8 protein-coding genes are annotated in these 13,210 nt (G+C 46.5%); 5 read left to right on the top strand and 3 right to left on the bottom strand.

The window, feature by feature from the left end; translation table 11 throughout:
- Window positions 1-77 precede the first annotated feature (77 nt).
- The gene (locus ACJJI0_RS13155) at window positions 78-1,082 is read right to left on the bottom strand and encodes an alpha/beta hydrolase (protein WP_444882948.1); all 1,005 of its coding nucleotides are present in this window, start codon (window positions 1,080-1,082) and stop codon (window positions 78-80) included.
- A gap of 384 nt (window positions 1,083-1,466) precedes the next feature.
- A complete protein-coding gene (locus ACJJI0_RS13150) occupies window positions 1,467-2,069 on the bottom strand; it encodes a GNAT family N-acetyltransferase (protein WP_444882947.1) in 603 nt (200 codons plus the stop codon).
- Between the two features lie 446 nt (window positions 2,070-2,515).
- On the opposite strand from ACJJI0_RS13150, the gene ACJJI0_RS13145 reads away from it, so the two are divergent.
- Both ACJJI0_RS13145 and ACJJI0_RS13140 read left to right on the top strand, forming a co-directional pair.
- Complete coding sequence (locus ACJJI0_RS13145) at window positions 2,516-3,982, top strand: DEAD/DEAH box helicase (RefSeq protein ID WP_444882946.1); 1,467 nt, start codon at window positions 2,516-2,518, stop codon at window positions 3,980-3,982.
- Window positions 3,983-4,303: 321 nt separating this feature from the next.
- Complete coding sequence (locus ACJJI0_RS13140; protein ID WP_444882945.1) at window positions 4,304-6,616, top strand: FG-GAP repeat domain-containing protein; 2,313 nt, start codon at window positions 4,304-4,306, stop codon at window positions 6,614-6,616.
- 49 nt (window positions 6,617-6,665) lie between these two features.
- On the opposite strand, the gene ACJJI0_RS13135 is transcribed toward ACJJI0_RS13140, so the two are convergent.
- The gene (locus ACJJI0_RS13135; RefSeq protein ID WP_444882944.1) at window positions 6,666-7,967 is read right to left on the bottom strand and encodes an amidohydrolase; all 1,302 of its coding nucleotides are present in this window, start codon (window positions 7,965-7,967) and stop codon (window positions 6,666-6,668) included.
- Between the two features lie 835 nt (window positions 7,968-8,802).
- On the opposite strand from ACJJI0_RS13135, the gene ACJJI0_RS13130 reads away from it, so the two are divergent.
- From ACJJI0_RS13130 to ACJJI0_RS13120, 3 genes are read left to right on the top strand one after another with little or no spacing between them, the layout of a single operon-like run.
- Window positions 8,803-11,160: an efflux RND transporter permease subunit gene (locus ACJJI0_RS13130; protein WP_444882943.1), complete on the top strand. Its 2,358-nt coding sequence runs from the start codon at window positions 8,803-8,805 to the stop codon at window positions 11,158-11,160.
- Window positions 11,141-11,956 (top strand): outer membrane lipoprotein-sorting protein, encoded by an 816-nt coding sequence (locus ACJJI0_RS13125; RefSeq protein ID WP_444882942.1) that lies wholly within the window; start codon window positions 11,141-11,143, stop codon window positions 11,954-11,956. The genes ACJJI0_RS13130 and ACJJI0_RS13125 overlap by 20 nt, the downstream gene beginning before the upstream one ends.
- An 11-nt stretch (window positions 11,957-11,967) precedes the next feature.
- Entirely contained in the window at window positions 11,968-13,152 is a 1,185-nt protein-coding gene (locus ACJJI0_RS13120; protein WP_444882941.1) for a hypothetical protein, read from the top strand.
- Window positions 13,153-13,210 lie beyond the last annotated feature (58 nt).

The raw sequence follows: 13,210 nt of genomic DNA, 5'->3' as shown, positions 1-13,210 counted from the left end.
GAATAGCTAATTGTCTTTTTTAGCAAGGCCGAACTAGTGAGTTTCGCCTTGCTACTTCCTATACTAGGCCAGCAGGTTTAATGGTATTGAATAGTGATATTACTTGCCTTGGGAAGCCAATCCTGTAGAGCGCTATGCTCAATTTCCCCAATAACCGCCATACTCGGGTGATTTCTATCTTTCAGGAGCACTATTTTGATATGGTCCTGATGCAGGTTTTGAAAGTGATCATAGGGTGAAATTGGGTCAGTATTGGAAGCAAATAAAAGCACGGGTACAGGAGTGTTGGTTAGTAAAGGTTCAATTTGTGTTTCCAGTAGACTTATATTGGCTTCCTCTAGCGCCATTGACGCTCCTGTTTTTATTTCTTTTTCAGAGAATGCTCTACTAAGTAGGGGAAAATTCTCTTGGGCATAATTATAAACAGCCTGGTCAAATTCCAACATGGGGGCTTGTAATATTAGGCCGCTGATATCTTGTCGAGATTGAGTGATTCTCGCCGCAGTAAGGCTCCCCATGGAATTTCCAAGAAGATAAACGTTTTTGCTTTCTATCAGGTCTTTATGGATAAGCTCGTCAATTAGCCTGTTAATCACTTCGCTATCACCAACCCCATATTCCTTACGGCCTTCAGATTCACCATGGCCGAGTAGGTCTGGAATAACTACCTGAAATCCAAGGAGGCGAAAATATAATGCTGAGTGAAGCATGAATTCTTTTGAAATTCGGAATCCATGTAAAAGAATGATGGTCCCAGAATAATGTTTGTTTAGGGCTTCTTTATTTATAGATAGATTAACTTGGCTGGTTTGATTGCCAGAGTCAGTTTCTATGGAGTATTTAATTTTACCTTTTTCAAGGGGGGCAGCAGAGAAATAGCTAATACATAAGTTTCTTAGCTTGTCACAGTAATTATTTTTATGGAATCCCCATGATTTTATCTGCTCATTTGAAACTACGTGGTCGTAAGGGAAGCTTTTTGAGCTTGCAATATAATCTCTGATGTTCACTGCGCAAGATGATATAAGTAAACAAATTGATATGGTCAGAAGCAGTTTTATTGATTGCATTTTTATAGGCATAAATTGTCACTAAAATCTAGTGTTAATCAAAAAAATAAAGTGCCATGAATTATGGTTGTATCAGTAGCGGCGCACTACATGTGGTTAGGCTAAATTGAATCAACTTTTGGCAATTGCTCATTTCTCTAAAATTTATGTAAGCAAAGTTTCACTTTTTCTTTGATTGCTTTAGGAGAGTTTAAAGCTTTTACAGCTGGCGTTGTGCCCGATCGGCTATGCCTGTAGTTAAATAGATCTATGAATATGCTGACCGGAAGGTCACCTATGGGTAAAGTTGATGAGGTAAGGGGAGGTTGTGAACTCGCAAAAGGAAATTGTTCGGCTTTTAGAGGATGGCGGCAGCCAAATAACCTTTGCTAACCGCCATGAATATTAAGAGTGTATTTAATTTAGGTTAATTCCGGCCTCCCTGGAGGCCGTATCAAAGCCGTTGGCTTGTCGGCCAGCCTGCAAATCGAGTGTATAAGTTAATAGGGTGTAGTCTTTCGGATCGGCTTTACAAATAAATCCCATCGAACGGGCAAATGTCTGCACGCGTTTGTTGTCGGCGGACTCAATGGAATAAATTCGCTGTAGGCCCTGTTCTTTTGCGCAGTCGATCAGGCGCTTTAACATTAATCGACCTAGCCCCAATCCCTGCCAATCATCGCGGACCACAACTGCGCACTCGCAGGCTAGCCCGTCTGCATCTACGGCGTAATGTGCGGTAGCAACGGCCCTTTGCGCATGGTCGCTGGTGCAGAGTGCAATAAAGGCCTCATGAACTTGATGGTCGTTATCGGTGAGTAGCTCAATCAGCTTTTGGCTGGCTTTACAGCTGCCGCCGATAAAGCGGTCTCGCCGGGTTTCTGGAGATAAGTCTTCTATCAGTTCTTTCTCCAGTTGGCTATCACTGCGGCAGATGGGGCGTATTGATACCCTGCGCCCATTACCGAGAGTAATTAGTTCTATCTGGTGCTCATTACTGACATTGCTATTTTCTGACATGGCTGTGAGTATCCCGGCAGCACCTGGCTGCATCATCTTTGGTTCGCAACGGGGGTTGGATATCACAAAGATAGACGCTCAAGTTGCGAACGTGGAACTATGTTACGCTCGCTTGGCCTGGGTCCCCAACAACCCCTTTGTCTATGCCTATGAAGAGCAGTTTTAGCCGAGAGAACTATACAGTCAGTTTCATTATGGTATAGTGCTGCAGCTGATTTTTCTCAGCTGCGTCATTTGTAGGCCGGTGATCTACCGGTATCCCCCCGTGAACTTTTCTAAATTCTTCCCGGAACCCTCTACTGAATGCCGCGCGCCGGCTGGCCGTTGAATTGACGGCTGTGTGCATCGAGCCTCACTTGCTCTGGATGCCAACTCCGATTTTTCTATTTGCTCCTTCGTGGTGCGAATGTGTTTGATTGCGCCCAGGGCGCAGTTTGAGGTTATTTATGTTGTTTGAAGATCTGGGCCTTGCCCAGGAGATTGCCCGTGCAGTTGCAGAGCAGGGCTATACTGAGCCCACGCCAATCCAGGCCCAGGCCATTCCGGCGGTAATGAAGGGCAGTGATATTATGGCTGCAGCCCAGACGGGCACGGGTAAGACCGCTGGTTTTACATTGCCGCTGTTGCACCGCTTAAGCCAGGGAGAGCGTGCCAGAAAAGGGCAGGTGCGCGCATTGGTACTCACCCCAACCCGCGAGCTGGCCGCACAGGTGTTTGATAATGTGCAGAGCTATAGCCAGTACCTGCCAATGCGTCATGCGGTAGTTTTTGGTGGCGTGAAGATCAATCCCCAGATTTCCCGACTGCGAGGCGGTGCCGATATTCTAGTAGCGACCCCTGGTCGTCTATTGGACCTGCACAATCAAGGGGCAATCCGCTTTGATCGCCTGGAAGCCTTGGTCTTAGATGAAGCAGACCGCATGTTGGATATGGGCTTTATCCATGACATTAAGAGAGTGCTGAGGATCTTACCGGCCAAGCGTCAGAATCTACTCTTCTCGGCAACCTTTTCTCCTGAGATTCGCCAGCTAGCCAAAGGTCTGGTGAAAGACCCGCTGGAGATTGATGTCAGCCCGCGAAACTCCACTACCAAAACAGTACGACAGAAGCTCCACCCTGTGGATAAGGCTCGAAAAACAAAACTGTTAAGTCACCTGATTCGAGAGAATGGCTGGCATCAAGCACTGGTATTTAGCCGTACCAAACATGGGGCCAATCGGCTGGTGAAACAGCTCGAAGGAGATGGCATCCTGGCAGCGGCTATTCACGGTAATAAGAGCCAAAATGCCAGAACTCGGGCTCTGGCGGATTTTAAAGCTGGCAAGGTGCAGATCCTCGTTGCGACAGACATTGCTGCACGGGGTATCGATATCGATCAATTACCCCAGGTGGTAAATTTTGACTTGCCCAATGTTCCTGAAGATTATGTTCACCGTATCGGTCGCACAGGACGTGCGGGCGCCCAGGGGCAAGCGGTGTCCCTTGTTAGTGCCGATGAAATTAAGCAGCTTCGCGATATCGAGCGCTTAATTGGTAAGCCAATTCCCCGCGAGGAAATCGAGGACTTTGAGCCAGATCATCAGTTGCCAGCCTCTGGCAACCCCAAGCGTGGCGGCCAGCAAAAACCTGGCGCCAGTAATCGCCCTGTAGGTTCCCGAAATAGTGAGGGCGGACGAGATGCTCGTGGCAATAGCGATGAGCGCCGTGGTAATCGCGGAAGTGGTCGCGGTAAACCAGAAGGACGTGGAACCGGTGGTCGCAATAGCAATGCCACCGCAGGTAAAGGAAGCAATGGAAATCGCTCCGGCGGTACTGGCAGGGCTCGCAGCGCTGAATCGGGTCGCAGTGATGGCCAAAAACCACAGAGAGCTCCGAGACGCCGCCCCAGTAGAGGGCGTTCGGAAAGCGCTTAGCATTTTGAGTTGTTGGTAATAAAAAAGCGGCCTAGGCCGCTTTTTTTTTCGCCTTTATTTTCTTTCACTGTCTGTTTACTTTTATCGTTTTATTCAGCAGAGATGCTTGAGAAAAGTTTATCTTTTTTTGTGAGTGAAGTTGTTATTTTTATTCTTATATTATTATTGTGATTTGTATTATCCATACTAAAAGCTGGAACCAGTGTCTGCTTATTTTGGGCTAATTTGGATATATCAATTCCATAATTGATCACATTTGCTCTCAGAAATTTGTGTTAAGTTAAATTTGCTTATTTAAGAAAATTTACACAAGGATATGTTGTGAAATTGAAGTTGCTCTCAAAGTTTTTCGTTCTTCCTTCTACTGTGTTACTGCTGACCAGTAATGCAAGTGGTGAGGCTCAATTCCAGCCTGCCGAAATTTACTCAATAGGTTCCAGAGCTGAAGCTGTTACCGTAGCTGACTTGAATAATGATGGACGAGATGATGTGGCTATTATTACTTCCCAGGCTTTTGATCCAGACAATGACTTCCAATTAAAAGTCTTTCTTCAGAATCAGGCTGGACAGTTACAAGACGCAGTAAATTACCCTCTGTCCAGTGAGACAGAGAGCTTGCCGAAGTCTCTCGCAGTGGGTGATATCAATAGTGATGGTCGCAAGGATATTGCTATTGGGTTTGCAGGTGAAAAAATTGAAACCTTTTTACAAACTGAAGATGGAGGTTTGACAGCCGGAGAAACTTACCTCTCCAGCTATGCTACCAATATTGCTATTGGAGATCTAAAGGGAGATGGAGTCAATGAGATTGTTGGGGTCAGTAAAACCAGCGATGGTGTTGAGAGTATTCGCCAGGCACCCCAGCCCTTTGGTCAGGTAAGAAGTCTGAGTTTTGTGATGGGCCATGAATCCGCTTTGCTGACTCTGGGGGATGTCAACAGGGATTATGTCGATGATATTGTGATGCTCAGTGAGCAACCGCTGAGTACAAAGTTGGCGGTAATGGAGTCTAATCCGTTTAGCAGCCAAATTGCCTATTATGATTTTGGTAGTAAAGTCCAGGCTAATGGTATTTCGACGGGAGATATCAATGGCGATGGATTCAATGATGTGGTTGTTTCTCTTGGGGATAGCGCTGCAGGAGGCGGTTTGGCAGTTTTTTTTCAGGATAGTGAACGTAAGTTGCAAATCCCTGTTTTTTTCTCCACACAAAATAATCCTGGACCAATTTTAACTACATTATTACAAGATAAAGAATCCGCTAGGGTATTAATGCTGCCCAAGGAGGGATTTTCTCTGACCGCTTATGGAGATTTTATCCAGAATTTGGAGGCTTCTAAATACGAAATAAATATTCCTGTTGGTAACTATTCCAATCCACAAAGTATAGCTACGGGAGATATAAATAGTGATGGGGCCATTGATATTGTTATCGCTAATCCTCAACAGGGACTAATAACTCTAAAAGGGAGTTTGGTAGTATTAAATCAGCCGCCTCAAGCCATTGCTGGAGGTGATCAATCTGTTGGTGGAGGCTCCCTGGTTGTGCTCGATGGTAGCCAGTCTTCAGATCCTGATGGAAATATTGTTGCATATCATTGGAAGCAACTTTCTGGCGCGCCTGTAAGCTTGATGGACTCGGGGGATGGGGTGGTGAACTTTATTGCTCCAGCTGAGCAAAAAGGCATAGTGCAAGAGTTGGTTTTTGAGCTTGAGGTTGAGGACGATCATGGTCTTGTCAGTATCGATCAAAGCACAGTACGTGTGGGAACTAACTTGGCACCGGTTATTGTGGTTGAGAATATCGGAACGATAAAAGCTGGGCAAAGTGTCAGGCTGGACGCCAGTGAATCCTTTGATATGGATGGAGAAATTGTAAGTGCCCGCTGGTCTCAGTTGAGTGGTGATCCTGTTGAGTTAATGCAACTTGAACGTGGGGTTGCTACTTTTACCGTTCCTGTCTTTGGTGGGCCATTAGGGTTACTGAAAGGTTATGTATTTGAGGTTGAAGTAGAAGATAATGGTGGGCAGAAATCAAAAAGAACAATCGCTTTTATAGCGGAGGGTTTGAAGGCTCCTATAGTTGTGCCTGGGGAGCCTCAAGAGGTCAAGCCTGGGCAGTTAGTTCAATTGGATGGTCGTGAATCCTATGACTCAGACGGTAAAATCGTAAGTTACAATTGGAGCGCGTCAGGCTTGGAGATAAATAATAATCCAGACGGAACCGCCAGCTTTATTGCTCCTGAGATTGCTGCTGATACACAGAGAGTGATAATGGTAACTCTTAGTGTGAAAGATGATGATGGTTATACCGGGGTGGGGTTTTTAGCGATCCGAATAGTTGGTAATTCTAGCCCTAAGGCGCAAATCGTTACTCCGCTAAATGTAAAACAAAATAGTCTTGTCACCCTGGATGGATCTAATTCCATAGATGAAGATGGAACTATAATTAGTTACCAATGGCAGCAAGTTGGTGGGCCAGAGGTTTCACTAGAAAATGCTAGTGCAGCGATAACAACATTTATTGCTCCTAACAAAAGTGATGAGGAATATACTTCTTTAGCATTTCAGTTGACGGTCACGGATGACCAGGGAGATATTAATAGAAGTATAATTATGCTTCTGGTTGAATAAAATTTAAGAACAATTGTTGTTGTGGGCCTCGAAAGAGGCCCTTTTTATTTTATTGTTTTTTATAGTTTGCCATATAATCCAAAGTTAACAGGGTCATCGCTTCAGTACCCTTACGCAAAGCATCTTCATCCACATAGAAAAGCGGTGAGTGATTGCTTGGGGCTTGGCTGGCATCCTGATCTCTTGGAGTTACCCCCAGGAAATAGAATAAGCCTGGGATTTCATTAGCGTAGTAGGAGAAATCCTCAGCTCCAGTAATTTTCGGGATTTCGATTACGTTCTTTTCGCCAACAACAGACCTCAAAATAGGCAGGGCCATTTCTGTCAGCTCTGCATTATTTATTGTTACCGGATAGCCCTCCAGAATCTCCACATCCGCGCTTGCCCCGGAGCTTTCAGCAATTAACTCAGCAGTGGTTTTTAAGCGTTTGAAAATTTCTGCACGGTTATCCATATCAAAATTACGGATGGTGCCGTTCAGATAGACACTGTCGGGAATGATATTGTTGCGGACACCACCGTCAATACGTCCGAAGGAAACGACTGCGGGCTCTTTAGTGATATCGATCTGGCGGCTGACAATGGCTTGGGTGCCCATTACGACTTGTGCGGCGGCGACAATAGGGTCCACTCCACTCCAGGGGCGTGAACCATGGGTTTGGCGGCCGTTGATAGTAATACGGAACTCATCGGCAGCGGCCATAAGCGGGCCCGAGCGATAGCCGATGACACCGGTGGGTAGTGAGGAAGTGACATGCTGGCCAAAGGCCACGTCCGGCTTGTACTTCTTGAAAATGCCCTCTTTGAGCATTAGCTCTGCGCCACCTTCTTCATTGTCCGGTGCGCCTTCCTCTGCAGGCTGGAATATAAACAAGACGTTTCCAGCCAGCTCATCGCGAAGGCCTGTCAGGACCTCGGCAGCGCCCATCAGCATGGCCACATGGGTATCGTGGCCACAGGCATGCATAACGCCAACATCTTTACCCTGGTAAGTGGTTCTGGCTTTGGAAGCGAAGGGCACATCGGTTCTCTCGGTGACTGGCAGAGCATCCATGTCCGCGCGCAAGGCAACAGTTGGCCCCGGTTTGCCGCCTCTCAAAAAGCCCACAAGGCCGGTATGGGCGATATCGGTTTCAACCTCAAGGCCCAGTGCACGTAGGTGTTTTTCAATATATTTGGCTGTTTCAAATTCGCGATTGCCCAGCTCTGGGTTCTGGTGCAGGTGGCGACGCCACTCAATTACTTTGGGCTCAGTATTTTCCAGCAATTGCTGAGGCTTAGGGTCGCTTGCAAAGGTATGGGTAGCCAGCAACGATGCACCGATTGCGATGGGCAGGAGCAGTTTTTTCACAGCACAATTCCTTCATTCTCATTATCGTCGCCCGATTCTAACCCAGATTTTGCGCAACCGACTCCCTCGAGCTGGTTTGCCTTTACATATTTTGAAATTCCGTTGTTGACATGATGAACTGAACGGTTCAAGATGTTCTGCATAGATTGTGGAAAGAGCTGTAACCACAGGACAATGACGATGACAGGAGGTTCTCAAGATTTTCACGAGACTGGGTGATACTGATTGGTCATGGATTTGGCAAGCTGTTGTGCTCTGTTTCAGTAGGCACAATGGAATATCGAGCAATATCTGCGGGGTCCAAGATTATTGGTATTGCTGACCAATCATTTTGGACCTTAATGCGCGATTAAAGTAATGATTGGGAAAAATCAGAATGATTTAACTTGTAGAGTGCTCTATTTTTTTCTTAGAGGATAATTAACGAGTTAATTTATAGTGATAATAATAGGCAGGTAACTAATATATCTGTATGTCTTAGGCATATATAAATAATTATTCTATTTTTTGTTAGGTTTACATCGACGTAAATTAGATATTTTCTTAACTCTGAAACCCTTCGGCAATCGCCTCTGTATTGGGGAGAGTAAGCTCTGCTTAATGATTGATTACTGCTAATTAAAAATAAGTGGTTCTTATAGCGTATAAAGTGATGATTTCTTATTGATGTCTCGGCCATATTTACGGTTTGGCTGATGGCATTAGTGTGCCTTTTTATCTTTTGTAGCTGATCTTATATTGGCTACTACGGGATTCTGTGGCCGTAAGTAAATACCCATTTGCTTAGGTTGTTGATTAATTATTTTCTATCAAGTTGTTTGAAGGAGCTGATTTAATGTCATCCCCCCAATTACCCTCGAATTGGGTCAGCCGTTATGCGGATTGGCTTATTCGATATCGATGGCTGGTAGCCATTGGCGCACTACTGTTAGCCTTCTTTGCGGTAAGCGGAGCAAGATTTCTGGGTTTCAACAATGATTACCGGGCATTCTTTAGTGAAGCCAATCCTCAACTACAAGCTTATGAGCAAATCCAGCGCACTTACACCAAGAATGACAATATTCTGTTTGCGGTAGTGCCTAAAGACGGAAATGCCTTTTCCAATGATGCCCTGGCAGCCGTAGAGGAGATGACGGAGAAATCCTGGTTGTTACCTTATGCGCTGCGGGTGGATTCAATTACCAACTTCCAGCACACCATTGCCGAGGAAGATGATCTCCTGGTACAGGACTTGGTGGAAAATGCCAGCAATTTAGATGCAGAAACCCTGGCCTCTATCAAGGCTGTAGCGCTGGCAGATCCCACCTTGAAGGAGCGCCTGGTAAATAGTGATGGTTCCGTTACAGGGATAAATATCACCTTCCAGCTTCCACAAAAATCCATGCATGAAACCCCTGAAGCGGCTGAAGCTGCACAGGCATTGATGGAAGAGATTGAAGAAAAATACGATGTAGAGGTCTATGCGACCGGTATTATTTTACTGAGTAATGCATTTTTTGAGGCCTCTCAGTCAGATATGAGCACCTTAGTTCCGCTCATGTACCTGGTGATTATTGCAGTTGTATTTTTGTTGGTGCGGAGCTTCAGTGCGACTTTTGCAGCGCTGTTGGTTATCGTCTTCTCCATGGCCGCAGGCATGGGTTTGGCCGGTTTTATCGGTGTTAAATTGACACCGCCATCCGCTTCTGCGCCCACCATTATTATGACTCTCGCAGTGGCGGATTCGATACATATATTGGTGAGTCTGTTTGCTGCAATGCGCCGTGGACTCAGCAAGCACGATGCAATTAAAGAGAGCTTGCAGCTCAACATGGGGCCTGTGTTCTTAACTTCGATCACTACCGCCATTGGCTTTCTGTCGATGAACTTTTCCGATGCGCCTCCCTTCCACGATCTGGGTAATATTACCGCGATGGGTGTGATGGTGGCCTTCTTCTTATCGGTTACCTTACTGCCTGCATTGATGGCGATACTGCCGGCCAAAAGTCGCGCCAGTGAATCCAAAATTGGACGCTCCATGGATACTCTGGGAGAATTTGTGATTCGCCGTCAGCGCCCGATACTACTGGCGGGAGTAATTGTCTCGTTGGGATTATTGGCAATGATTCCAAACAATGAGATTAATGATGACTTTGTTGGTTACTTTGATGAGTCTGTGGAGTTTCGAACTGATTCAGATTATATCAATGACAACCTCTCTGGTATTTACCAGCTGATTTACTCGATCGAATCCGGTGACAACAATGGTGTTAGCAATCCGGAGTTTCTTGCCAATCTGGAGCGTTTCACTGAGTGGATGCAGGCCCAGCCTGGGGTGCGCCATGTCAATACCATTGGCGATACTTTCAAGCGCTTGAACAAAAATCTGCATGCTGACGATCCTGCCTACTACAGGTTGCCTGAAGAACAGGAATTGGCAGCCCAGTATTTGTTACTGTACGAGCTGTCTCTCCCCTATGGCTTGGATTTAAATAATCAGCTGAATGTGGCTAAGTCGTCGACGCAGATTATTGTAACTCTCGATAATCTCAAGTCGAAAGAACTCAAAGTGGTAGCTGATGCCGGCAGTAATTGGCTGGAGAAAAACATTGGTGTAACTGCCTATGGCGTAGGTCCGGCGATCATGTTTGCCAATATTGCCGAGCGCAATATGGAGGGCATGTTGGTGGGCACTCTGGTTGCGCTGGTGTTAATTTCTGCACTGATTGGTATTGCCCTGCGCAGTGTCAAACTCGGTTTCTTAAGCTTAATTCCCAATTTGTTGCCGGCCGGCCTGGCATTTGGCCTCTGGGGTGCACTGGTAGCTGAAGTCAATGTGGCTGTCACTATGGTGACCGGTATGGCACTGGGTATTGTGGTAGATGATACAGTGCACTTCCTCAGTAAATACCTGCGCCAGCGCCGTGCAGGCTACAACGTGGAGGACGGACTGCGTTACGCCTTCTCTTCAGTGGGGGTAGCGATAGTTGTGACCTCAGTCATTCTGATTGCCGGATTTATGGTGTTGGCCCAGTCCTCCTTCGGTATGAATTCCTCCATGGCACTTCTGACCGCAATTTGCATTTTGATGGCCTTGCTGGCGGATTTCCTACTTCTTCCGATTCTCTTGATGAAACTCGATGCCAAGGCATACGACCCCGCTATTACCCCTATTGAAAATAAGGAGCAAAACTATGCAACCCAGCCGCTCTAAAAAACAGTTTTTGACACGGGCCCTAGCAGGTGCCCTGGCTCTGGCAGCTTTATCTGTTTCTGCCAGTGAATTGGATCTGGCCGCAGAAAAAGGTCTGGAAATTGCCAAGGAGGCGGACCGCCGCGACTTGGGATTCGGCGATCTCAGCAACAGCCTTACAATGACCCTGCGAAATAAATATGGTGAGGAGAGTGTGCGGGCTATGCGCACCAAAACTCTGGAGCAGGAAAATGACGGAGATAAATCCCTGGTGATTTTTGACAACCCTCGGGATGTAAAGGGCACAGCATTTTTGTCCTTTACTCATAAAGTGGGCTCCGATGACCAGTGGCTCTATTTGCCTGCTTTAAAGCGAGTAAAGCGTATTTCCTCCAGTAACAAGTCTGGACCATTTATGGGTAGTGAATTCTCCTATGAAGATATCGCCTCACAGGAGGTGGAGAAATACACCTACAAATATTTGCGCAACGAGTCTTTCGATGGCCGCGATCACTTTGTTCTGGAGTTGGACCCGGTTGATCCTAAATCTGGTTATTCCATTCAACACCTTTGGGTTGATACAGAGGAGTACCGCGCATGGAGAACGGATTACTATGATCGAAAAGGGGACCTGATGAAGACCCTCACGATTTCCGACTACAACCAGTACGGCGATCAATACTGGCGAGCCAATAAAATGGAAATGGTTAATCACCAGACTGGTAAATCCACAGAGTTGTTGTACGGCGACTGGGTATTTGGCAATGGTTTTACCGATCGCGACTTCACCAAAAATAGTCTCTCCAGGGCGAAATAGGGATTGCGCCCATGGTTAACCGAAAAATACTCACTTTGTTGCCACTATTGGCGGCGTTGAGTCATATGGCTGGAGCAAATGAGTTGAGCGGTTATGCGGGCCTGGAGGCCCGCGTATTCACCGCAGACCCTTTGGATTCAGCACAAAGTGATGCCGGTCTTTCTGCGTCTTTAAATCTCGAGTACTACCGGGATTTTGACGATGGAAACCAGCGTGTTGTGGCCAGTGTCTTTGGGCGCTGGGACAGTGAGGATAGCGATCGCAATCACGCGGATCTCGGCGAGCTTTACTGGTGGAAAGCTTACGATAGTTTCGAGCTTTACGCCGGGGTGCGCAAAGTATTTTGGGGAGTTACTGAAACCGTGCATTTGGTGGATGTGATTAACCAGGATGATGCGTTGGAAAATATCGATGGTGAAGACAAGCTTGGCCAACCCATGATTAACCTCCTGATGGAGCGTGATTGGGGAACACTGGAGGTGTACGGTTTACTGGGTTTTCGTGAGCGTCAGTTTGCTGGCCGGGAAGGACGATTGCGTGCTCCGCTGCCGGTGGATGAGGATGCTGCGGTCTATCAATCTGACCGGGAGGAGAAGCACATAGATTGGGCCTTGCGTTACAGCCATGTACTTGGAGATTGGGACCTGGGCCTCAGCCATTTTTCCGGCACTAATCGGGATCCATTATTATTGCTTACGGAAGATGGCTTGCTTGCGCCTTACTATGCACAGATCGATCAGACGGGTGTGGACATCCAAACTACCCGTGGAAATTGGTTGTGGAAGTTTGAAGCTATTTCATTTAAACCTCGCGGTGAAGGTCGCCAGACAGCGGCTGTCGGCGGTTTCGAATATACATTTTATGGTATTGGCGAAACGGTCTCAGATCTTGGGGTATTAATGGAGTATCAATTTGATGATCGTACCGGACCTTGGTCTACGGCCAGTCAAAATGACATTGCGATAGGTGCGCGATACGCCCTAAATAATACCCAAGATACGGAGCTTTTATTTGCCGTAAGTACCGATTTGGATAACGGTAGTCGTTTTTCCAATCTGGAACTGACCCACCGACTAAATGACCGCTGGTTAATGGAAGCTGAGGCGCGTTTTTTCGGTAATGCCGATGAAGAAGACCCTACCTACAATTTGCGCAACGACGACTATTTTCAGTTGGAATTACGCCGCTATTTTTAAAAGTTAATTCTCACAGGAATACCCCCATTCCCACCCCAAAGAGGCAAGAAGTTTTGGG

Source organism: Microbulbifer mixtoriginis (SeqCode) (assembly GCF_052466695.1).
The sequence above is the reverse complement of the archived record's forward strand: the minus strand, read 5'-3'. Positions and strand labels throughout refer to the sequence as shown.